Annotated in this window: 24 protein-coding genes; 13 read left to right on the plus strand and 11 right to left on the minus strand. The window is 28.8% G+C overall.

What is annotated here, in order from left to right; all coding sequences use genetic code 11:
* The first annotated feature begins 213 nt into the window (after window positions 1–213).
* The 10 genes from rplM to L8T82_RS04425 all read left to right on the plus strand — a co-directional run bounded on the left by rplM (window position 214) and on the right by L8T82_RS04425 (window position 11,247).
* Window positions 214–639 (plus strand): 50S ribosomal protein L13, encoded by a 426-nt coding sequence (rplM, locus tag L8T82_RS04380; protein ID WP_039617653.1) that lies wholly within the window; start codon window positions 214–216, stop codon window positions 637–639.
* A 2-nt stretch (window positions 640–641) separates the two neighbouring features.
* Entirely contained in the window at window positions 642–1,031 is a 390-nt protein-coding gene (gene rpsI / locus L8T82_RS04385; protein ID WP_039617655.1) for a 30S ribosomal protein S9, read from the plus strand.
* Between the two features lie 243 nt (window positions 1,032–1,274).
* Window positions 1,275–2,261 carry an OmpA family protein gene (locus L8T82_RS04390; RefSeq protein WP_263661062.1) on the plus strand — a complete coding sequence of 329 codons (987 nt, stop codon included), beginning with the start codon at window positions 1,275–1,277 and terminating at the stop codon, window positions 2,259–2,261.
* 3 nt (window positions 2,262–2,264) lie between these two features.
* Window positions 2,265–2,909 carry an HAD family hydrolase gene (locus L8T82_RS04395; protein WP_263725953.1) on the plus strand — a complete coding sequence of 215 codons (645 nt, stop codon included), beginning with the start codon at window positions 2,265–2,267 and terminating at the stop codon, window positions 2,907–2,909.
* A gap of 117 nt (window positions 2,910–3,026) precedes the next feature.
* Complete coding sequence (gene nifJ / locus L8T82_RS04400) at window positions 3,027–6,581, plus strand: pyruvate:ferredoxin (flavodoxin) oxidoreductase (protein ID WP_263725954.1); 3,555 nt, start codon at window positions 3,027–3,029, stop codon at window positions 6,579–6,581.
* A gap of 2 nt (window positions 6,582–6,583) precedes the next feature.
* On the plus strand, window positions 6,584–6,907 hold the full coding sequence (locus L8T82_RS04405; RefSeq protein ID WP_263725955.1) for a hypothetical protein: 324 nt from the start codon (window positions 6,584–6,586) through the stop codon (window positions 6,905–6,907).
* The gene (mshL, locus tag L8T82_RS04410) at window positions 6,879–8,270 is read left to right on the plus strand and encodes a pilus (MSHA type) biogenesis protein MshL (RefSeq protein WP_263725956.1); all 1,392 of its coding nucleotides are present in this window, start codon (window positions 6,879–6,881) and stop codon (window positions 8,268–8,270) included. Before L8T82_RS04405 ends, mshL begins: the two co-directional genes overlap by 29 nt.
* On the plus strand, window positions 8,251–8,580 hold the full coding sequence (locus L8T82_RS04415) for a hypothetical protein (RefSeq protein ID WP_263725957.1): 330 nt from the start codon (window positions 8,251–8,253) through the stop codon (window positions 8,578–8,580). Before mshL ends, L8T82_RS04415 begins: the two co-directional genes overlap by 20 nt.
* The gene (locus L8T82_RS04420; RefSeq protein ID WP_263725958.1) at window positions 8,573–10,090 is read left to right on the plus strand and encodes a GspE/PulE family protein; all 1,518 of its coding nucleotides are present in this window, start codon (window positions 8,573–8,575) and stop codon (window positions 10,088–10,090) included. Before L8T82_RS04415 ends, L8T82_RS04420 begins: the two co-directional genes overlap by 8 nt.
* The gene (locus L8T82_RS04425; protein WP_263725959.1) at window positions 10,087–11,247 is read left to right on the plus strand and encodes a type II secretion system F family protein; all 1,161 of its coding nucleotides are present in this window, start codon (window positions 10,087–10,089) and stop codon (window positions 11,245–11,247) included. The genes L8T82_RS04420 and L8T82_RS04425 overlap by 4 nt, the downstream gene beginning before the upstream one ends.
* On the opposite strand, the gene L8T82_RS04430 is transcribed toward L8T82_RS04425, so the two are convergent.
* Genes L8T82_RS04430 through L8T82_RS04480 form a run of 11 tightly spaced genes read right to left on the minus strand, consistent with a single transcriptional unit; the run spans window position 11,244 to window position 19,164 of the window.
* Entirely contained in the window at window positions 11,244–11,996 is a 753-nt protein-coding gene (locus L8T82_RS04430) for a TSUP family transporter (RefSeq protein WP_263725960.1), read from the minus strand. The two genes, L8T82_RS04425 and L8T82_RS04430, sit on opposite strands and share 4 nt — an antisense overlap.
* Window positions 11,981–12,730, minus strand: coding sequence for a TIGR02757 family protein (locus tag L8T82_RS04435; protein WP_133319377.1), 750 nt, complete (start codon window positions 12,728–12,730; stop codon window positions 11,981–11,983). Before L8T82_RS04435 ends, L8T82_RS04430 begins: the two co-directional genes overlap by 16 nt.
* On the minus strand, window positions 12,730–14,559 hold the full coding sequence (gene flgK / locus L8T82_RS04440) for a flagellar hook-associated protein FlgK (protein ID WP_263664621.1): 1,830 nt from the start codon (window positions 14,557–14,559) through the stop codon (window positions 12,730–12,732). The genes L8T82_RS04435 and flgK overlap by 1 nt, the downstream gene beginning before the upstream one ends.
* A 10-nt stretch (window positions 14,560–14,569) precedes the next feature.
* The gene (gene flgN / locus L8T82_RS04445; protein WP_133319375.1) at window positions 14,570–15,004 is read right to left on the minus strand and encodes a flagellar export chaperone FlgN; all 435 of its coding nucleotides are present in this window, start codon (window positions 15,002–15,004) and stop codon (window positions 14,570–14,572) included.
* 42 nt (window positions 15,005–15,046) lie between these two features.
* Window positions 15,047–15,253: a flagellar biosynthesis anti-sigma factor FlgM gene (locus L8T82_RS04450; RefSeq protein WP_133319374.1), complete on the minus strand. Its 207-nt coding sequence runs from the start codon at window positions 15,251–15,253 to the stop codon at window positions 15,047–15,049.
* Between the two features lie 60 nt (window positions 15,254–15,313).
* Window positions 15,314–15,679 carry a rod-binding protein gene (locus L8T82_RS04455; protein ID WP_207921002.1) on the minus strand — a complete coding sequence of 122 codons (366 nt, stop codon included), beginning with the start codon at window positions 15,677–15,679 and terminating at the stop codon, window positions 15,314–15,316.
* The gene (locus L8T82_RS04460; RefSeq protein WP_263725961.1) at window positions 15,679–16,725 is read right to left on the minus strand and encodes a flagellar basal body P-ring protein FlgI; all 1,047 of its coding nucleotides are present in this window, start codon (window positions 16,723–16,725) and stop codon (window positions 15,679–15,681) included. Before L8T82_RS04460 ends, L8T82_RS04455 begins: the two co-directional genes overlap by 1 nt.
* Window positions 16,726–16,783: 58 nt before the next feature.
* Entirely contained in the window at window positions 16,784–17,440 is a 657-nt protein-coding gene (locus tag L8T82_RS04465; protein WP_263666251.1) for an RsmD family RNA methyltransferase, read from the minus strand.
* Entirely contained in the window at window positions 17,433–17,828 is a 396-nt protein-coding gene (locus L8T82_RS04470; protein ID WP_263659833.1) for a hypothetical protein, read from the minus strand. The genes L8T82_RS04465 and L8T82_RS04470 overlap by 8 nt, the downstream gene beginning before the upstream one ends.
* Window positions 17,812–18,516: a hypothetical protein gene (locus tag L8T82_RS04475; protein WP_220566453.1), complete on the minus strand. Its 705-nt coding sequence runs from the start codon at window positions 18,514–18,516 to the stop codon at window positions 17,812–17,814. The genes L8T82_RS04470 and L8T82_RS04475 overlap by 17 nt, the downstream gene beginning before the upstream one ends.
* Before the next feature lie 9 nt (window positions 18,517–18,525).
* Window positions 18,526–19,164: a DUF5644 domain-containing protein gene (locus L8T82_RS04480; protein ID WP_133319369.1), complete on the minus strand. Its 639-nt coding sequence runs from the start codon at window positions 19,162–19,164 to the stop codon at window positions 18,526–18,528.
* A gap of 97 nt (window positions 19,165–19,261) precedes the next feature.
* Here L8T82_RS04480 and L8T82_RS04485 point away from each other — a divergent pair, with 97 nt between their 5' ends.
* The 3 genes from L8T82_RS04485 (at window position 19,262) to L8T82_RS04495 (ending at window position 21,589) form a co-directional block, all read left to right on the plus strand.
* Window positions 19,262–20,083 (plus strand): thiamine-phosphate kinase, encoded by an 822-nt coding sequence (locus L8T82_RS04485; RefSeq protein WP_263659831.1) that lies wholly within the window; start codon window positions 19,262–19,264, stop codon window positions 20,081–20,083.
* Window positions 20,052–21,185, plus strand: coding sequence for a tRNA pseudouridine(13) synthase TruD (gene truD / locus L8T82_RS04490; RefSeq protein ID WP_263725977.1), 1,134 nt, complete (start codon window positions 20,052–20,054; stop codon window positions 21,183–21,185). Before L8T82_RS04485 ends, truD begins: the two co-directional genes overlap by 32 nt.
* An 86-nt stretch (window positions 21,186–21,271) precedes the next feature.
* Window positions 21,272–21,589: a DUF2325 domain-containing protein gene (locus L8T82_RS04495; RefSeq protein WP_039666680.1), complete on the plus strand. Its 318-nt coding sequence runs from the start codon at window positions 21,272–21,274 to the stop codon at window positions 21,587–21,589.

Genomic DNA, 21,589 nt, shown 5'->3' on the forward strand with positions numbered 1-21,589 from the left:
ATAGCAAATTTTATTTTATGTTTAGCAAATAAATTTAACATTATTTCGCCTTATAAAGTATTTTATATTACAATTGTAATATAAACTATTATAAGAATAAGTTACAATATAAAAAAGATATCATTTAAACTTTAAGTATTCTTAAATTAAGTATTAATTAAGCTAAAATAATTATAATCTCATTTTTAAAAAATTTTTGGCAAAGGTAAGATGATGACAAAGATAACAAAGCCAAACGAAGTAAAACGCGAATGGATCGTTTTAGACGCTGAAGGAAAGCGTTTTGGTCGTCTTTTAACAGAAGTAGCGACTATTTTAAGAGGTAAAAATAAACCTTGCTATACTCCAAATGTTGATTGTGGAGATTATGTAATCATTATCAATGCTTCTAAAGCAGTTTTCACAGGTGCAAATAAAGCAGAAGATAAACTATATCACAGACATTCAGGGTATTTTGGAAGCGTAAAAAGTGAAAAATTTGGTGATTTATTAGAAAAAAATCCAGTTAAATTATATAAATTAGCAGTTCGTGGTATGCTACCTAAAACAAACCTAGGTAGAGCTATGCTTAAAAAATTAAAAATTTATGCAGGTAGCGAACATCCTCATACTGCTCAAATTGCTAATAAAGGAAAATAATCATGGCAACAACATACGCAACAGGTAAAAGAAAAACCGCTGTAGCTAAAGTTTGGGTAAAAGCTGGTAGTGGTAAAATCATCGTTAATGGTATGGATTTAAACACTTGGCTTGGCGGACATGAAGCTATAAAATTAAAAGTAGTTCAGCCTTTATTAGTAACTAAGCAAGAAACTTCTATGGACATTAAAGCAACAACTTTAGGCGGTGGTTACAGTGCTCAAGCTGAAGCTTTAAGACATGGTATTTCAAGAGCTTTAGCTGCTATGGATGCAGATTTTAGAGCATTATTAAAACCAAAAGGACTTCTTACTAGAGATAGCAGAACTGTTGAGCGTAAAAAATACGGTCGCAGAAAAGCAAGAAGAAGCCCACAATTCTCTAAACGCTAATATTTTTTGGATCCATTTTGGATCCATTTTCTCTATTTTTTTAAAAAAATCATATTTTTTTCATATATTTTTATTTTATTTAAAATCAAAGGATTTTTTGTTTAGAATAAATATTTATAATTCCAAGGTCCGATCAGGGAAACCTCCTTTTTGTAGTAAATTTAAGCCCCTTACCCAAAGGGGCTTATTTTATTTTAATCTTCTTTTTTATATAATCGCTCAATTTATTTTATAAGGATTGTTATGAAAAAAATTATAAGCTTAGTTAGTTTAGCTAGTGTTTTATTTGCTTTTGATGCTAGCAAAATAGAAATAACCCCGACCTTTAACTATACAACACCAGAAGGAAATTTAGATCTTAAAAATTATGGTGGAGTTGGCTTAAGATTTGGCTATCACTATGATGATTTATGGATAGATCAAGCTGAACTTGGTTTAGAGTATTATGATAATGCAAAATATAATAATCCAAATGATAATACACATACAAATACTAGTGTTTCGAGATTTTATGTGAATGCTATTAAAGGAATTGATTTAGCTAATCATGTGTATTTATATGGATTATTAGGAACAGGTTATGAGTATTTAAGTCATGGGGCTTATGAAAATAAAAGTGGTATGTTTGCTCAATATGGTGCAGGTTTTAAATTCGCGCTTGGAGAAGATTTAGCTTTAAGACTTGAAGCAAGAGATCAAATTAAATTCAACAATGGCGAACATAATTTAATTTCTAGTGTTGGTTTAAGTTTTTATTTTGGCAATAAAGCTCCAAAAACTCCTAATGTTGAAACAAAACAAATTGAAGAAAAGCCACAAGTAAAACAAATCGATAAAACATGTTCAGAACCAAGAAAAGGTGCTTTGCTTGATCATATAGGTTGTGAAAAAACAATAGCCCTTGAGGGACATTTTGGTTTTGATCAGACTAATATAAATCCAGAATTTGCTCAAAAAATTCAAGAAGTAGGTAAGATCTTAGAGGAAAATCCTCAATACTATACTATTTTAGAAGGCCATACAGATAGTACAGGTCCTAAGGCTTATAATCAAAAATTATCATTAGAGCGTGCTAATGCCGTAGCGAAGGAACTTGAAAAAACAGGTGTTGCTAAAGAAAAAATTGTAACTAAAGGCTATGGTTTTGAAAAGCCAAAAGCAAGCAATGATACCAAAGAAGGTCGTGCGCAAAATAGACGCGTTGAAGCAAAATTTTTTATTAAAGAATAAACTTTGCTAAAAAAGACAATTTTATTTGATTTAGATGGCACTTTGATAGATTCTACAAGTGCCATTTTAGATGGATTTGATACTGCTTTTAAAGCTTTTAATGAGCCTTTAAGAGATCATGAAGCTATTAAGGCTTTGATAGGTTTTCCTTTGGATGTAGCTTTTGAAAAGCTTGGTGTGGCAAAAGAGAAAACAAGTGAATATATTAATGCTTATAGAAAAGTATATCAAAAAATCTATATAGAACAAACTTCTTTACTTCCTTTGGCAAAAGAAAGTGTATATGAGGCTAGTTTATTTGCTGATTTAGCTGTTGTTACGACTAAAAGTTCTAAATTTTCTAAACCTTTACTTGATCATTTAGGTATAGGAGAGCATTTTAAAGTTATTATAGGTAGAGACGATGTAACTTGTCCAAAGCCAGATGCTGAGCCTATTTTATTAGCTTTGAAGAAACTTTCTAAAAACAAAGAAAATGCTTTTATGGTAGGTGATACTCATTTAGATATAAAAGCTGCTCAAAATGCCAATATTATTCCTGTGGCTGTAAGTAGTGGTTATGAAAGTAAAGAAAGTTTAGCTAAATTTGAAATTCCGCTTTTTAAAAATACCTATGAAGCCATAAAATATATAAGAAATATCCGATAATTTCCCATTTAAACTCTATACCTATAAATAATAAAAAATTTTTATTATTGTTTAAGACAATTAAAGATAAAGTAGTTATTGACTTTAAGTAATTATTTAATTATAAGGATAGATTAAATGAGTAAAATAATGAAAACGATGGATGGTAATGAAGCAGCAGCTTACGCTGCTTATGCATTTACAGAGGTTGCTGGAATTTATCCTATCACTCCAAGCTCTCCTATGGCTGATTATACTGATATATGGGCTTCTCAAGGCAAAAAAAATCTTTTTGGAGTGCCAGTTAAAGTTGTAGAAATGCAAAGTGAAGCAGGTGCAGCAGGGACAGTTCATGGGTCTTTACAAGCAGGTTCTTTAACCACGACTTATACCGCTTCTCAAGGACTTTTGCTAAAAATACCAAATATGTATAAAATTGCAGGTCAACTTTTGCCTGGAGTAATTCATGTGGCAGCTAGAGCTTTAGCATCTCAAGCGCTATCTATTTTTGGAGATCATCAAGATATTTATGCTGCAAGACAAACAGGTTTTGCTATGCTTTGTTCGCATTCTGTGCAAGAAAGTATGGATTTAGCAGGTGTTGCACACCTAGCAGCTATTAAAGGTAGAGTGCCTTTTATGCATTTTTTTGATGGTTTTAGAACCTCTCATGAAATCCAAAAAATTGAAGTAATGGATTATGCACATTTTGATCGCTTATTGGATCGTAAGGCTTTATTGGAATTTAGAAATTCCTGTCTAAATCCAGAAAATCCAAAAACAAGAGGTACGGCTCAAAATGATGATATTTATTTTCAAACAAGAGAGTTGGCAAATAAATATTATGAAGCTGTTCCTGATATTGTTAATGAATATATGCAAGAAATTTCAAAAATTACAGGAAGAGAATACAGACCTTTTGTGTATTATGGGGATAAAAATGCAACGCGTGTTGTTGTAGCAATGGGTTCAGTGACTGAAGCTTTAAAAGAAGTTGTAGATTATTTGAGTAGCAAAGGTGAAAAAGTAGGGGTTTTAAAAGTTCATTTATATAGACCATTTAGTTTAAAATATTTATTTGATGTAATGCCTCAAAGTGTTGAAAAAATTGCTGTTTTAGATAGAACTAAAGAGCCAGGAAGTTTAGGCGAGCCACTTTATTTGGATTTAAAAAGTGCATATTATGGAAAAGAAAAAGCACCTTTAATCGTTGGTGGTAGATATGGACTTTCTTCAAAAGATGTTGATCCTGCCCAACTTTTAGCTGTATTTGAAAATCTAAATCAAGCAAATCCAAAAGATGGTTTTACCATAGGAATTAATGATGATGTAACCTTTACTTCATTGCCTGTGGGAGAGAAAATTTCTTTGGGTGATGAAAGTACTATAGAGTGTTTATTTTATGGACTTGGTGCCGATGGCACTGTAGGTGCAAATAAAAACTCTATTAAAATTATAGGAGATAAAACAGACTTTTACGCGCAAGCTTATTTTGCTTATGATTCTAAGAAATCAGGTGGTTATACAAGAAGCCATTTAAGATTTTCTAAAAAACCTATTACTTCAACTTATTTAGTTTCTACACCACATTTCGTAGCATGCTCAGTGGCTGCGTATTTAGAAATTTATGATGTTTTAGCAGGTATTAGAAAAGGAGGAACTTTCCTTTTAAATAGTATTTGGAGTGCGCAAGAAACTATTGAAAAAATTCCAAATGCAGTAAAAAGAGTTTTAGCACAAAAAGAAATTAATTTTTATATCATTAATGCTACAAAACTTGCTAGAGAGATAGGACTAGGTAGTAGAACAAACACAATTATGCAATCAGCATTTTTCAAACTTGCTAATATCATTCCTTTTGAAGATGCGCAAAAATATATGAAAGAATTAGCTTATAAATCATATAGTAAAAAAGGTGATGCTATAGTTGAAATGAATTATAAAGCTATTGATGTAGGTGCAGATGGACTTGTAAAAGTTGATATTGATCCTTCTTGGGTAAATTTAGCTAATGAAGCAAAAGAAGAAACTATAGCTTATAAAGGTACTGAGTTTGTTGAAAAAATCGCAAAACCTATGAATGCAGCTAAGGGTGATGATTTACCAGTTTCGGCATTTTTGGGCTATGAAGATGGTAGTTTTGAGCATGGTACTACTGAGTATGAAAAAAGAGGCGTTGGTGTTATGGTGCCAAGATGGATAGAAACTAATTGTATTCAGTGTAATCAATGTGCTTCAGTATGCCCTCATGCAGTTATCAGACCTTTCTTGATTGATGAAGAAGAATTAAACAATGCTCCAGCAGGTGTAAAAGAGCACAGCTTAAATGCAAAAGGCGTGAAAGAACAAAAATTAAATTTCAAAATTCAAGTTTCGCCGCTTGATTGTACAGGTTGTGAGCTTTGTGTGCATGAGTGTCCTACCAAAGAAAAATCTTTAGTGATGGTACCACTAGGTGAAGAGCTTGATCATGGTGAGCAAGAAAATGCAGATTATTTATTCAAAAAAGTAAGTTATAAAGATAATATTTTAAATAGAGAAAATACCAAAGGCATCCAATTTGCTCAACCTTTATTTGAATTTCATGGAGCATGTCCAGGGTGTGGAGAAACTCCTTATATTACTTTAATTACTAGATTATTTGGTGAAAGAATGATTGTTGCTAATGCAACGGGTTGTAGTTCTATTTATGGTGGCTCAGCTCCTTCAACTCCATATAGAAAAAGCAATAAAAATGGTCATGGACCTGCTTGGGGCAATTCTTTATTTGAAGATAATGCTGAATTTGGTCTTGGTATGAAAATAGCAACTGAAACTACAAGACATAAAATAGAACACATAATGAATGAAAGTATGCAAGAAGTACCTAACGCACTTTCTGCATTATATAAAGAGTGGATTGCAAATAAAGAAGATTCTAAAGTTTCTTTGGAATTAAGAGATAAATTAGTTCCATTGTTAGAAGAAAATAAGCAAATCAAAGCAGTTAATGATATTTTAGAACTTAAAAGCTATTTAAGTAAAAAATCACATTGGATTTTTGGTGGTGATGGCTGGGCTTATGATATAGGTTATGGTGGACTTGATCATGTTTTGGCAAGCGGTGAGAATGTAAATATTTTAGTGCTTGATACTGAAGTGTATTCTAACACAGGCGGTCAGAGCTCAAAATCTTCAAGAACGGGTTCAGTAGCACAGTTTGCTGCAGCAGGTAAGCCAGTACAGAAAAAAGATCTTGGTCAAATTGCTATGACTTATGGTTATATTTTTGTGGCTCAAGTAAATTCTAATGCAAATTATGCACAATTGTTAAAAGCTGTAATGGCGGCAGAAGCTTATGATGGACCTTCTTTGATTATTGCTTATTCTCCTTGTATAGCTCATGGTATTAAAGGTGGACTTGGAAATTCAGGAAATCAAGCAGAGTTAGCTACAAAATGTGGATATTGGCCAACTTATATTTATGATCCGCGTTTAGAAGCTGAAGGTAAAAATCCTTTAACAATTTCTTCAAAAGAACCTGATTGGGATTTATATGAAAGCTTTTTAATGAATGAAGTTCGTTATAATTCTTTGAAAAAATCAAATCCTGAGCAAGCAAAAGAATTATTTGAAAAAAATAAAGCAGAGGCACAACGTCGTTACAGACAGCTTAAGCGTTTAGCAAGTGCTGATTTTAGCAATGAAAATTAATTTTGTTTCGAATTTTTTTTCTTATTTTATGGGTAATTAATGCTTTTGGTGTTAATTATCCATTTTTAAATCAAAATTGTTATGTTGATAATTTAATTTCAATTCAAGATCCTTTTTTTAAAAAGACTACAAATATAAAATCTAATTTTTCTTTGCAAGCTATTGTTTCAAATAAGATTAAGATTAATGATAAGTGGTATGCTTTAAACGATTATATTGATGGTTTTAAAATAGTTGAAATTAGAAATTCTCAAGTTGTATTAAAAAAGGAAGAAAAAATAATGGTTGTAAATTTGTATGAAAAAAATAGTATTTTTATGTATTAATTTTTTGTTTTTTACAAATGTATTTGCCATGCAGTGTAATCAGCATTTTTTTAATATAAGAGTAGAAAACAAAACTTCTTTGCTTGAAATTTTAAATGAACTCGGAAGAGAGTGTGATTTTAGTATTATTATCAAAGATATTTTTGCTCAAGAAAAATTAATGCATGCTCAAAATTATTTACATATAAAGAAAATGTCTTTAAGAGAGATTTTTAAGCTTTTATTGGTGGAAAACAATCTTGCTTATGAATACGATAAAAATGCTTTAAAAATTTATGGAAAACAAGTTGAAACTTTTAAAGTGCATTATATAAGTTCTATTAGAGAAGGACAAAGTATTACTAAAGCTTCAGTGGATTCTAGACCAAAACAAGGAGATTATGATAATTATAAGGAAGTAGATAATTTAGTTATTAGTACTGATAAATTTGATTTTTGGGAGAAAATTTCAGAAGAAATTCAAGCTTTGTTGGATGAAAATACAACTAAACCTATTGTCAATACTAATGCAGGAATTATTACTTTAAATGCAACTCCATATGAACTTGCAAGAGTTGGAAAATATTTAGATGACTTAAATAAAAGACTTAAAAAACAAGTTTTAATTGATGTAAGTATTGTTGCTGTGCATTTAAACAAAAATCATTCAAGTGGAATTAATTGGCAAGAACTTGCTTTTAAACTTAATGGTGATGATAATGATTTTATAATTAATAAAGATGGTGTTAGAAATATTAACTTAAAAGCAAATATTGAAACTAAAGCTATTTTAAATTTATTACAAGAAAATGGTAAAACAACTATACTTTCTAACCCAAAACTTATGGCTTTAAACAATCAGCAAGCTATTATTTCTATAGGCGATACAATAAATTATCAAGTAAAAGAAAGTTCTAAAGGAACAGAAAATGGTACAATAGTTAGTGAAATATATAATAATTATTCTATTTTTGTAGGAATTTTACTTAATATATTGCCTGAAATTTCAGATGATCATAAAATTATGCTTAGGATTAATCCAAGCTTGAGTGATTTTAAATATAGTTTTGATAATCATAGACAAAGCAAACCAAGAAATATAGCGCCAGATACTATACAAAAAAAGCTTTCTACTGTAGTTGAAGTTGATGATGGGCAAACTTTAATTTTAGGCGGATTGATTAGTAAAAATACCATTAATAATCATAATGAAATAAGCATTTTATCTAAAATTCCACTTTTTGGAGCTTTATTTCAAGGAAAACAAAATTATGAAGATATTAGCGAAATAGTTTTTATTATCAAACCAAGTTTAGTAAAAACTAATAATAAAATTTTAAGTTTAAAAGACCTAGGTTTTCAGTATGAAGATGATATGTTTTAAAATCTTAATATGTTTTTCTTTTTTAAATGCTATAGAAATTCAAAACAATAGTTTTGATCAAAACATATTTTATGAAAAATTCATTAATCAACCAAACTATGAAAATGCTTTAAATTTAGTAAAATATTTTTATCAAAATAAAGAATACAAACAAGCAGTTTTTTGGGCTATGGAAGCCAATGATTTTGATTTATTGCAAAAAGAAGCTTGGCTTGTTTTTATTAATGCTAAAATAAAACTCGGAAGATATGAAGATGCTTTAATAGCTAAAAAAGAATACGAAAAGCTTTTGGAGATTTATTTTGAGTGATACACATCAAAAATTAAAAAACTTAAGTGAGTATTCTTTAAAAGAAATTGCTTCTCAATATAAAATGGAATTTTTAAATTTAAATCAAACTTTTGATTTTGAAAAATATCTTCACATTTTGCCTTTTTCTTTAATAGAACAACATGATATTTTTTGTTTTTATGAAGATGATGAAAAAATCCATATAGCTTCCTTTAAACCATTGGAAGAGAATGTTTTGGAAAAAATACAAAATTTATATCGTTTTAAAACTATCAAGATTTTTCTTTGTGTTTTTACACAATTTGAATTTTTGCTAGAAAGGGTTAAATTTTTAATTAAATTTCAAAATCATCTTAATAGATTAGAGCTTAGTTTGAAAAGTGATGAAAATAAAGATGAATTTTTATTAGAGCAGTTTTTGAATTTAATTTTAACTTATGCTTGTTTTTTAAGAGCAAGTGATATCCATTTAGAGCCTTTAGAAAATGAAGTATATGTAAGATTTAGAATAGATGGAGAGTTAAAATATATACATAGTTTTGATGCAAAATCATACCAAGCCTTATTGATGCATGTAAAAATTATTGCTTTGCTTAATGTAGCTGAACAAAGACAAGCTCAAGATGGGAGTTTTTCTAAAATCATTTTAGAACAAAAATATGATTTTAGAGTTTCAATTATGCCTTTATTATTTGGACAAAGCGTAGTGTTTAGAATTTTAAAACAAGATGGATATGTTTTAAAACTTGATAAACTTTTTATCAAAGAAGAAAATTTAATTCAGCTGAAAAAACACACGAATGCACCTTATGGTCTGATTTTGTTTTGTGGGCCAACAGGGAGTGGTAAAAGTACTTTTATGCATGCTATTTTAAATGAAATTGAACAAAGTAAAAAAATCATCACTCTAGAAGATCCTATAGAATATAAACTTAAATATGCTCAACAAATTCTTTTAAATTCTAAAGCCGGATTTGATTTTCACAAAGCTTTAAGAGCAGTTTTAAGACACGATCCTGATGTGATTATGATAGGTGAAATTAGAGATGAGGATAGTTTGGATATAGTTTTAAAAGCTTCTTTAAGCGGACATTTAGTTTTAAGTACCCTACACACTAATGGCGCTATAGAAGCTATTTTTAGAATGAAGCATATGGGTGCAAGAGAATACTTAATAGCTCATTCTCTTAATTTAATTATAGCTCAACGATTAGTAAGAAAACTATGTGAATGTAAAGAACCTAACAAGGAAAAATTTTACTTTCAAAATCAAGTTTTTGAAGGAAAATTTTACAAAGCAAAAGGTTGTGTTGAGTGTATGTATAGTGGATATAAAGGGCGTTTGATGGTAGCTGAATTTTTGTTTTTAGATCATAATTTAAAAAATATGATAGAAAATAATGCAAATTATGAAAATATTTTAACATACGCTTTAAAAAAAGGTTTTTTGACTTTAGGTATGGATGCTTTAGAAAAGGCAAAACTTGGCTTAACAAGTATAGATGAGTTAAGAAAGATTAGTTTTTGAAAAAATTTGTTATTTTTTATGTATTAAATAAAGAGCAAAAACAATATATAATAAGGGCTAGAAATTTATATGAAGCTAGAAATTTTGCGTTAAAGTCATTTGTAAATATTATTAGTGTTGAAGAATATTTCAAACCGATAAAACATAAAATCAAAGAAGAAGAGCTTATTTTCATTCTTAAGGATTTAAATATGATCTTAAAGGCAGGATTAAGCTTACAGGAAGCAATTTTAGAATTTTTAAAATCAAGCTATGAAAAACAAAATATTAAAATTTTTAATACAATTTATAATAAACTCAATAATGGAAGTTCTTATAATGAAGCCTTTAAAGATATTTTAAATTCTAGAGAATGTGCTATTTTAAAAATTTGTGATGGCAGAGAAGATTTACATAAGGCTCTTGATATTATTATTAGTTTAAAAGAAAAAAATCTTCATAGTTTTAAGCAGTTAAAAAAGGCTATAGCTTATCCACTTTTCGTTTTTATGTGTATTATTTTTGCTTTTTTTATTCTTATAACTTTAGTTTTGCCTGAATTTAAAACTTTATTTTTACAACTTGAATTGGATTTGCCAAAAATCACTCAAATTCTTTTTATTATAGCTGATTTTTTTAGTCATTTTTATATGATTATTTTATTAAATATAGGATTTTTTATAATACTTACTTATTCTTTTAGGAAGTCTTTATTTTTTCATAAAATTCTTTTTTATTTTCCCATTTTTGGAAAAATAATATTTTATCAAGATAAATTTTGTTTTTTCTTAATTTTTTCATATTTATTAAAAGCAGGAGTGGATATAAAAAGAGCTTTTGAACTTGCTTGTGAAGGTATAGAAAATCAATTCTTTAAAAACAAAATGTTTATTATAAAGACTTCATTTGAATCAGGACTTGATTTAGCTCAAGCTTTTTCTAACACAAAGCTTTTTGAGCCTTTTGTGATAAGAATGTTAAATTTAGCTTTAAAAAGTTCTAAATTAGATGAAAGTACTTATGAGCTTGCTTTGTTTTATGAGTATAAAAAAGAAAATTATACTCAAAAGCTTTTGAGTGTTTTGGAGCCTTTGATGACAATTTTTATGGCGAGTTTGATTTTAGTTTTAGCCTTGGGTGTGTTTTTACCTATGTGGCAAATTAGTCAAGAAATTTAAGCAAGATAATCATAAGCAACCTTAGCTATAGTTAAAGCAACCATAATCAAAAAGAGTTTTTTGATAAAAGTTCCTTGTGTTTTTAAGACTAGTTTTGATCCCATAAAAGCACCTAAAATTTGACCTATACCCATTAAAATACCAACTTTCCAAAGCACCTCATAAGAGTATAAAAATACCCCTAAAGCTACTACATTGCTAGTAAAATTTAAGATTTTAGTATTAATGCTTGCATTTTTCATGCTAAAACCAAGAAATATCACGCAAGCAAAAATCCAAAAAGATCCAGTTCCAGGCCCTAAAAAACCATCATAAAAACCAAGTAGCAAGCCAAAGATGATTTGAAAGCTTGTAGTGCTCATTTTAGCTTTATTATGTACATGGCCTAAATCAGGCTTGAAAATAGTGTAAAAAAAGATTAAAACAAGGCAAATTAATACAATGATTTTAACAGCATTTTGATCTATTAGTAAGACTGCATAAGTTCCAATGGCAGCTCCAATAGCAGTAAATAAAATTCCCAAGGCTATCTTTTCTATATGCATAGATTTTCTATAAGCTAAAACCGCAGTGAGTGATCCAAAGGTGCTTTGAAGTTTATTAGTAGCTAGGGCTAAATGAGGAGGAATACCACAAGCAAATAAAGCAGGTATGGTAATAAGCCCACCACCACCTACAATCGCATCAACACAACCTGCAAAAGCAGCAACAAAGAATAAAATCACATAATAAGTTAATTCAAGCTCCATAAGCTTTCCTTGTTTTGTCCGATTCTATATAGAGCAAAATCATATTTTATAGGATCAGTAGGATCGAATTTTTTAAGACTTTGCGTAAGTTCTAAAACACTTTTAAAATCATAAATCTTACGCTTTAAAAGCTTAAGTTTTAATGAAACTTTATGAGTATGAGTATCTAAGGGTATGAGTAAATCTTTTTTGTCTATATTTTTAAACAAACCTAAATCTAATTCATCTTTTCTTACCATCCACCTAAGATACATATTGTATCTTTTTAAAGGACCTTTTGGAATGTTAAATTCTTTTGAAAAGAAAAATTCATAACCATAACTTTTATAAGGATTAAGCTTGTAAATTGTTTCTATGAAAGCTTTTATTGCTTGTGTTATGTTTTGCTCTTTTTGATAAGTTTTGGTAAAAATATTTTCTATACTATCTTCATTTTTTAAGCGCTTGAGTGTGATGAAAATTTGAGCTATATCTTGAGAGTTTTGAAAGCGGTATTTTAGATTTTTACATTCTTTTTTAATAATCTCATCGCTTTTCTCAAGCAAGGAAAAATCAAGTTTATTTAAAAAATTTACAATATTTTTAGCATTTCCATAGGCAAATAAAGCACAAAGCAAGGCTATATTTTCATCTTTATAAACACTTGCAATTTGTAAAGGATCAGGATGAGAGAAAAGCTCTTTTTGAGTGTTTTTGCTTAAAATTGCTTCATCTAAAAGAGCTTTAATTTGCATTAAGATTTTAAACCAAGTAAGGTTTCAAGCATTTGATCAACGGTAGTTACGATTTTAGCTGCAGCGCCATAACTTGCTTGATATTGTATGAGTGCTGCTAATTCTTCATTGGTATTTACACCACTTTTTGATTGGTATTCTGCATAAGCTGTATTAAATACCGTCATATTAGTTGCATGCGCAAAGCCATTGCTTTCAGCATCTGAAGCAATTTGGCCTGTAAATTTTCTATAATATCCATCTAAAGTCATAGTATCTACTGTACCATCTTTATTATAAAAATTTACTTTTTGATTTTGAAGTTGCAACATAGCATTAGCTACATCGTTATTTCCATCAACTCCGTTTGAACTTGCTTTTAAGCTATTTGGATCATTTCTAATGCTTGAATTTACATTAATGCTACTTGCATCTTGACCATTGAAAAATGAAGATACATTTAAAGCGCCTGGGAAATTTGTGCCATTGTCCTTAAAAGCTATTTTATAACCTTTTTTTAAGCCATTGATTTGGAAATTTCCACTATCACTTTTTCCATCATAATGATAAAAGGCTTGAAAATAATCATTTAAATCATTACCGCTAACACCATCTTTATTATCATCAACATCTGCATTGATTTGTTTAATAACATCTTCTATAGTGGTATTAACATCTATTTTTATAGTTCTAGTAGCAACCGGCTCACCTTTTTCATCATAAACTGTGATGTCAAAGCTTCCTGCTTGGATGTTTTTATCATAACTCATTAAAGAAGTATCAGATTTTAAACCTTTTAAATCATCTGAATTTACTTTATCGGTTGCTGCTTGAGCATAGACATTATTAGTTTGAGTTATGAGTGTTTTTGTAAAGGTATTGAGCATATCTTTATACTCTTGTAATTTTCCATCGCTGTAAGTATCATGATTGCCATCATAATTTCTACCTCTAAGATCAAGTTGAGCACCAAGCTGTCCGCCTGAAATTTTGCTTGTTAAATCATAGCGGTTTTCATCATTTACTTCATAATAAATTTGATAAAAACCATTAGGGTTGTTATTATCTAATTTTAAAGGGTGAAAGCTAGAGCCATTTACTATACTAAAACCTTGAATGCTTAAATCATAATATCTTCCAGAATCAGTCATGGTAGATTCTAAAGTACTATCTTGAGAGCTTGTTCCTTTCCAAGCAACAGCATTAACTAACTTTGAAAGTCTAAGTTCAAGTTCATCTCTTTTGTCTCTTAGTTGATTTGCATTATCGGTAGGTAAAACTTCTTCATTTTCAAGTTGTTTATTAATATTTGCAATTTCTTGACCAATGTTATTAATCTCATCTACGGTTTGTTGAATTTGCTCATTAACGGTTTGTTGCATTTTGCTAAGATCTTGTAATGTTTTTTGTATGTTTTGAGCTAATGTGTTTGCACTATTAACAAGATCTATTTTACTTGCTCCATCGCTTGGGTTGGAAGCAAAGTTATTCCACGCATCATAGTAATTTTTATAATCTTGTAAAATACCAGTTCCTTGCATATCAGGAAATCTTTGACTTGCTTCTTGTAAAATTTGTCCTAAATAATTTGTATAGTTTTGTTGAGTAGTGGCGTTTTTTAGCTCATAATAAGAATGCTCATCATGCAATCTTTTAATAGTATCAATTTGCGTACCTGTTCCTAGGTGTAAGCCACCTCTATCAAGAGACATACCTGAACTTTGCACCGCTCTTTGTCTAGTATAAAATACTGCATTTGCATTAGAGATATTGTTACCTGTGGTATTGATTTGAAGTTCAGCAGCTCTTATACCACTAACCCCTGTATATAAACTATCAAAAATTCCCATGACTTAGCCTTTAAACATTGATCTTAAATAATGAATCTGGAATTGTCTTATTATCCCCATAAGCATTATTTGTTCCATTTTGTTCAAACATTGTATTTAAAAGATTGTCGTAAAAATTTTTAATAATAAGAGCCAATTTAGCATATTCTTTATTTTTTTGATGTAAGGTGTTTAAATTTTGCTTTAAAAGAGCAAGTTTTTCTTTATCTTCATCATCTAAAAGTTCGTCTAAACCCTTATTGTTTCCTTGATTGCTAAGTTCTACTAAAGCCTTATCAAGATTTTTTTTAGCAATTTGAAAATCATTTACAAGTTTAGTTTTTTCTTCTACACTTTTGCTAACATGTTGGTGATTAGCAGCTTGAATTTGAGCTATATCTTCTAAGGTAAGATTGATGAGTTTTTCTAAAATAGAATTTGTTTTGTCTAAGTGTTGTTTAACCATTTTTTATCCTTTCTTAGGCACTAACCCAAAAAAGGATAAAAATTATAATAAAGAATCTACTATTGCTTTTGAAGTGGCTTGCAAGTCTATTTTATACTCGCCATTCTTTATTTGTGAAGCAATAAAAGATGCCTTATTTTCTTCTACCTTTTGAGTTTCTTTTGCCTTGTTATTTTCTTTGTTTTCTGTTTTATTTATATCGCTAGTAGCAACTTGAGCCACATAGCTTTGATGTATAGGGTTTATCATTTTAAGCCTCCAGTTCTATTGAAAAACTCTAAGAACCATATCGACACTTAAAAAAATAACTTAACGCCTTTCTTTTAAATAATCAAATAATAATTTTGAAAAACCTAAACCACCACTTAATGCTTTACTCATAGTATCATTATACATAGATGAATAAATTTCATCACTTGCATCTTTTCCAAATAAAGAATTTTCTTGTTTTAAAGAAATATCCAAAACACTTTTGATTAAGAAAGCTTCAAAAGCATCGGTTTGTTCTTTTAAAGCTTTATCTTCATCATTTAATGCTTGTATATGAGTTAAATCATTTTTAAAAGCACTATCTGCATAGTTTTTAGCAGCCTTATAGCTATTATTATGCTTGGTAATGTTTTCATAAAGCTCACTGCTGTAATTTTTGCTCGCTAAATAATTATCAACTCTCATCATATCACCTCTAATTCAGCACTGATTGCACCAGCTCTTTTTAGATTTTGCATAATAGCTATGATATCATTTGGTGCTGCTCCAAGTTTATTTAACATTCTAGCTATGTTTGCTACTGTTGTTTTATTGTTTGTGATTTTTAAAGTATTAGATACAGGGTCTAAAATACCACCATCTTTCATATCGATTTCATTTTGTCCTAAAGCTACGGTATTGTTTGGATCAATTTTTATAGTAATATCTTTATGAGTAATTAATATAGGTTCAACTTCTATATTTACTCCCGCTACGATAGTTCCTGTTCTTTCATCAATAATCACTTTGCTTTCTGGGGTATAAGCTATATCTTGTTCTAATACTCTTGCCATAAATTCAACATGAGAAAATTCTTCAGGTTTTGTTAATTTTATAGTTCTAGAATCTAAAGCTTTTGCTATATCTGTGTCAAAAATAGTATTTAAAACTCTTTCTATATTATTAGCTGTTTTAAAATCTGCTTCTTTTAAGCTTAAAATCAAATCTTCATTTTGGCTAAAGTTTTGTGGAATTTCTCTTTCTACTACAGCGCCATTAATAACATTTGCTGAGGTTGAGTGTGTTCCTGCTGCACCCGGTCTTGGGCTAAGTCCACCTATAGCTAATGAACCTTGAGCTACTGCATAAATCTCTCCATCAACTCCTTTTAGAGCCGTCATAAGTAAGGTTCCACCTTGTAAAGATTTTGCATCACCTAAAGAAGCCACACTTACATCAAGCTTATCCCCACTTCTTGCAAAAGCAGGAAGCTTTGCTGTTACCATTACTGCTGCTGTATTTTTTGATTTTATATCGCCTGGGCTAACTTTTACATTCATACCCTGAAGCATATTTGAAATAGATTGTAGAGTAAATTCACTACTTGTACCATCTCCACTTCCGTTTAAGCCAACAACCAAACCATATCCTATAAGTTGGTTATCTCTAACACCTACTACATTAGTAAGTTCTTTAATAGTAGCTGCAAAAACGCTTAGATTTAATACCAAGCAAAATAGTAATATTCTCATCGATTCTTCCTTTAATCTATGCTATTTTCATAAAATTAAAGCAAAAAAAGTTCCAAATTTATATAAAGGAGTAAAAACTTAGAGTAGTTGAGCCAAATTTTTTTTCTTTAGTTTTCTCATAATCTTGTATTTTAGTTGGAGTTTTAAAAGTGCTGTGGTGTTCAATGATAATGATTTTTACATTTGAATTTTGTATATTTTCTATCAATTTTAAAGTTTTTTCATAAATATCAAAAAAACCTTCTCTAATATCAAATGGAGGATCAAGATATAAAATAATATCTTCTTTGGAATTTTGAATAATTTGAGGAGTTTTTTTAAAAGTATCATCATTAAAACAAAGAGTATTTTGATCAACACCAGAAGCGTTTTTTAAAGCTATTTCATAAGCCTTTTTATCTTTTTCTATGGCATAACTTTTTAAACAACCATTGCTTCTTGCTTCTAATGCCATCAAAGCACTTCCTCCAAAGGCCTCTATAAAAACCTTATCTTGTAAAGAAAAACGCAAAACATTAAAAACACATGATTTTACTATGCTTTTAGTGCTTCTTGTGGTATCTAGGCTAGGAAGTAAAATTTTTTTACCCTTATAAATTCCACTTTCTATGGTGGTGTAAATTTTTTGAGCTTGTTTTTTTGAGCTTGTTTTTTTATTCTCTTTGTAATTTTTTAAAAAATCTCTTACGCTTTGATATTCTTGTGTTTTATGCATTATTATTTTCTTCTTTGATAAGATTTTTTAACTCTGTTTTATAAAGATCAAATATTGCATCGATTTTTTCATGACTTTCTTGGCGTAGTTGTTCTAAAATGGCTTCACATTTTTGATTCATAATTTTTTTCTCACGCATTGCTATTTTATAGGCAATATTTTGCAAGCTTGCATTGAAATCATTTAAAGCACATAGCAACTCTTCTATGTTAAAAGGGTGAGTTAAGAAATTTGATTTTTTGTTGATGATAAATTGTGGCTTTTGTGTGTTGATTTTTTCATCACAGACTAAAAAATCACAATCTTTTTTTAAAACTAAAAAATCTTTTAAAGCAATTTCTAAAGTTTTTTCTAAAATTAAATCCTTGCATTCAAGAGCGATTTTCATTGACTAAACTCACTTTTAATTTGTGTTTTTTTAAAGTGTATGGTACTATACCTAGAGCTAAATTTGCAAGCTCTGCAAAACTTAAAATATAAAAATCTTCAAAATTTCTATTTGAAATTGCTTGTAATTCTTTAGAACACTTATCAAACATATAAAAAGAATAAAAATCTTCTACAACTAAAAAATCACAACCACTATCATAAGCATCTAAAATGATTGCTGCTGCACTTTTATAAGCTAATTGCGCATTTAAACTTAAGAACCCATAGCCACAACTCTTATATTTTCTTTCAAAATCAATTATATTTGCTTTAAGAATCTTAGCAAGTTCTAAAGAGCAATTAGCATGGGAAAATCCTTGATATACACCTATGTTAAATTTATCAAAAAAATATTTAATGTGTTCTGTTTTTAAGTATTTTAAAAAAAACTCTGGAGCGTATTTAATCTTATCGATTTTACTCATAATTTCATAAGAGCTATATTCGCAAGCTAAGATATTATTCTCATCCATCATTCTAGAATATTCATCTAAAATATCTTTAGGATCATAGTCAATAATAAAATAATTTTTACCCAAAGGTTTTTCACATAATGTGCTTTCAACACCGACTGTATCTAAGACATTTTTGATAATATCAAAATAACAAAATAAATCATTATTGCTATTGGTATAAATTTTATACATTTTAATTCCTTAAAAAATACTTCTTGCAAGACCTGATTTCACAAGCATAACTTTTAATTCTTTGATGTAAGATTCATAGTCAAGCTCATTAGATGAAATAAAATTTTTGAATTTAGTATGATAATAAATTCCTTTTTCTTCATCTGCTATCAATTTTAAAAATTGTGGAGTTTTTTCTGGATATTTAAGTAGCATTTTATAGGCAAATATAAAGAAACTATCTCCTAGATATTCAGGTAGAAATTCTCTTACTTCGCTTGTATAATATAAAAAGTCATATTGCTTGTAAAGCTCTATATCATGTATGTCAATAAGTCCTTTAAAAAGCTCAAGTTTTTCTAAAAAATCACTCTTATCCATGATTAAGTCTTTAATAGCTCTTTTAGTATCGAGTGGTTCTATGATGAGTTCTTTTCCAAATCTTTCAATAATATTACTTAAATCTCTTCTTTGTCTAATGGTAACTTGATTAACTTTAATACAACTTTCTGGGTTTTCTTCAAAATCAAAATATATATCATCTTTTTTAATCTGACTTAAAATATCATAAACACTTTTAAAATTTTTACTATCATAAACATATGGTTTATAATAAGCTAAATAATCACTATCTTTATCAAAACGAAAAATTCTTAAAGTTATTTGCATTTTTTATCCTTGGCATTATTTTTGATTATATACATTTTAAACTTATAAAAATTTGATTATTATATAAAATTAAAAGCTTTTTGTATAAAATATTCACATGGATAAAGAAAAATTTATTATAAATGCTTTTGCAAATTCTATCAACGGAGATGATGGAGCAATCATCGATGGATATTGTTATTCTAAAGATTTATTTTGTGAGGATGTGCATTTTAAACGATCTTGGATGAGTTTAGAGCAAATTGGCGCAAAAGCTATGCTCGTTAATATTTCTGATGCAATTGCTATGAATGCTACACCAAAATACGCTCTTTTAGGGCTTTCTTTACCAAAATGTTTAGAAATGAAACAAGTTAAATCTTTGCAAAAAGGCTTGCTAGATAGCGCAAAAGAATTTGGGGTGCAAATTATAGGCGGAGATACTATAGCAGATAGGAAAATTAATATTAGTATAACTATTATTTCTAAAGTGAATAAAAGGGCTATTTTTAGAAAAGGTTTAAAAAAGGGAGATTTGCTTGCTTTTAGTGGGAAATTAGGTGAGAGTTTAAAAGGTTTAAATATACTATTTCGCGGTGGAAAATTACATTCTAAACATCGTTTTATAAAACCAAATTTAAGGCAGAAATTTTTTTATGATATAGCAAAAAAAGTCAGAGTAAGTATGGATATTTCAGATGGTTTAAATAAGGATCTATCGAGAATGCTCTTTATAAATCAACTTGGTATAAAATTTCTTAAAAAATTAGATAAATTTAGCTTAAATAGTGCAGAAGAGTATGAAATTTTATTTGCTTTTGATAAAAAACATAAAGTATTTATACAAAATATGGCTAAAAAACATAGAATTAAACTAAATATTTTTGCAAAAACAACAACAGGAAGGTATAAATTTTATGGAAGAGAACATCATTTTTAAGCCCTTATATACTTTAAAACACAGCTCGATAAATGTGTATTTTTCAAAAAATAGTAATGATTTTGTAGTAAGAGAAAAGCCTTTGTATGAATTTAGTGGTAAAGGTGAACATCTTATTTTACATATACAAAAAAAAGATCTAAGCACCAGTGAAGCTTTGAGAATTTTAAGTGAGCAAAGCGGTGTTAAAATGAGAGATTTTGGTTATAGTGGTTTAAAAGATAAACAAGGCTTAACTTTTCAATATATTTCTATGCCTAAAAAATTTGAAGAGGGCTTAAAAAATTTTAAACATGATAAGATGAAAATTTTAGAAAGTTTTTATCATGATAATAAACTTAGAATAGGGCATTTAAAAGGAAATTCATTTTTTATAAGATTAAAAAAAGTTTCAAAAGTAGATGCTTTAAAAATAGAACAAGCTTTCAAAAATATCCAAGAACAAGGTTTTGCTAATTATTTTGGATATCAGCGTTTTGGTAAATTTCAAGATAATTTTTTACAAGGACTAGAAATTTTAAAAGGTAAAAAAATCAAAAATAAAAAAATACAAGAATTTTTAATTTCTGCCTTTCAAAGCGAACTTTTTAACAGATATTTGAGTAAAAGGGTGGAATTATCACATTTTATCAATGATTTTAGTGAAAAAGAAATAAAACAAATTTATGATTTAGATAAAGATGAAATCAAAAGTTTAAAAAATCAAAAGCAGTTTTTTAAGATTTTAAAAGGTGAAGTTTTAGGGCATTATCCTTTTGGTAAATGCTTTGTATGTGAAGATTTGTCAAGTGAAGTAGAAAGATTTAATCAAAAAGATATTAGTTCTATGGGGCTTTTAATAGGCTCTAAAGCTTATGAAACAAATGAAGGTCTAGCTAAAAAATTAGAAGATGAGATTTTTTCTTTTGCATATGAGTTTAAAGATAAAATGCAAGGTTCAAGACGCTTTATGTGGTCTTATTTGCAAGATTGTAAAAGTTATTATGATGAAGAAAAAGCTCATTTTACTTTAGAATTTTTCTTGCAAAAAGGTTCATATGCTACAGTGGTTTTAGAAGAGATTTTACACGCAGATATTTTTGATCAAACCTATAATACATAATTTTAAAAATTGATATTGAGTATCAGTTAAAATTTATCTTTTATAAATTATAATAACAATTATCATTTTTATAAAAGGAAAGCTCAATGTCAGTTTTGGTTATAGGTGCAGATGAAATTACTCCAATTAAGGCAGTTTTGACAAATTTAGGCGCAAAAAGTATAGAGCATTGGGATGCTAGAAATGAAAATAGGGTAAATAGAAAACCCATTCCACAAAATACTGAATGCATAGTCATGCTTACTAGTTTTTTAAATCACAACACTATGAAAAAAATTAAAACGGAGGCAAAAAAACGCAATATACCTTTGGTTTGTGCTAAACGCAGTGTGAGTTGTGTATATTGTGAATATTGTAAGGTTTTTGGTCTTGATCAAACTTATGAATGTACAAAGAAGGCATAA

Source organism: Campylobacter sp. IFREMER_LSEM_CL292, assembly GCF_025771615.1.
Lineage (GTDB): Bacteria > Campylobacterota > Campylobacteria > Campylobacterales > Campylobacteraceae > Campylobacter_D > Campylobacter_D lari_D.

What these genes read in the sequence shown, in the direction of transcription:
- nifJ (WP_263725954.1), top strand. Translation starts at nt 3,027, where the DNA reads ATGAGTAAAATAATGAAAACGATGGATGGTAATGAAGCAGCAGCTTAC.
- L8T82_RS04390 (WP_263661062.1), top strand. Translation starts at nt 1,275, where the DNA reads ATGAAAAAAATTATAAGCTTAGTTAGTTTAGCTAGTGTTTTATTTGCT.
- L8T82_RS04460 (WP_263725961.1), bottom strand. Translation starts at nt 16,725, where the DNA reads ATGAGAATATTACTATTTTGCTTGGTATTAAATCTAAGCGTTTTTGCA.
- flgN (WP_133319375.1), bottom strand. Translation starts at nt 15,004, where the DNA reads ATGGTTAAACAACACTTAGACAAAACAAATTCTATTTTAGAAAAACTC.
- L8T82_RS04435 (WP_133319377.1), bottom strand. Translation starts at nt 12,730, where the DNA reads ATGCAAATTAAAGCTCTTTTAGATGAAGCAATTTTAAGCAAAAACACT.
- L8T82_RS04455 (WP_207921002.1), bottom strand. Translation starts at nt 15,679, where the DNA reads ATGAGAGTTGATAATTATTTAGCGAGCAAAAATTACAGCAGTGAGCTT.
- mshL (WP_263725956.1), top strand. Translation starts at nt 6,879, where the DNA reads ATGAAAAAAATAGTATTTTTATGTATTAATTTTTTGTTTTTTACAAAT.
- rpsI (WP_039617655.1), top strand. Translation starts at nt 642, where the DNA reads ATGGCAACAACATACGCAACAGGTAAAAGAAAAACCGCTGTAGCTAAA.
- rplM (WP_039617653.1), top strand. Translation starts at nt 214, where the DNA reads ATGACAAAGATAACAAAGCCAAACGAAGTAAAACGCGAATGGATCGTT.
- L8T82_RS04415 (WP_263725957.1), top strand. Translation starts at nt 8,251, where the DNA reads ATGAAGATGATATGTTTTAAAATCTTAATATGTTTTTCTTTTTTAAAT.
- L8T82_RS04465 (WP_263666251.1), bottom strand. Translation starts at nt 17,440, where the DNA reads ATGCATAAAACACAAGAATATCAAAGCGTAAGAGATTTTTTAAAAAAT.
- L8T82_RS04430 (WP_263725960.1), bottom strand. Translation starts at nt 11,996, where the DNA reads ATGGAGCTTGAATTAACTTATTATGTGATTTTATTCTTTGTTGCTGCT.
- L8T82_RS04480 (WP_133319369.1), bottom strand. Translation starts at nt 19,164, where the DNA reads ATGCAAATAACTTTAAGAATTTTTCGTTTTGATAAAGATAGTGATTAT.
- L8T82_RS04450 (WP_133319374.1), bottom strand. Translation starts at nt 15,253, where the DNA reads ATGATAAACCCTATACATCAAAGCTATGTGGCTCAAGTTGCTACTAGC.
- L8T82_RS04495 (WP_039666680.1), top strand. Translation starts at nt 21,272, where the DNA reads ATGTCAGTTTTGGTTATAGGTGCAGATGAAATTACTCCAATTAAGGCA.
- L8T82_RS04470 (WP_263659833.1), bottom strand. Translation starts at nt 17,828, where the DNA reads ATGAAAATCGCTCTTGAATGCAAGGATTTAATTTTAGAAAAAACTTTA.
- flgK (WP_263664621.1), bottom strand. Translation starts at nt 14,559, where the DNA reads ATGGGAATTTTTGATAGTTTATATACAGGGGTTAGTGGTATAAGAGCT.
- L8T82_RS04475 (WP_220566453.1), bottom strand. Translation starts at nt 18,516, where the DNA reads ATGTATAAAATTTATACCAATAGCAATAATGATTTATTTTGTTATTTT.
- L8T82_RS04485 (WP_263659831.1), top strand. Translation starts at nt 19,262, where the DNA reads ATGGATAAAGAAAAATTTATTATAAATGCTTTTGCAAATTCTATCAAC.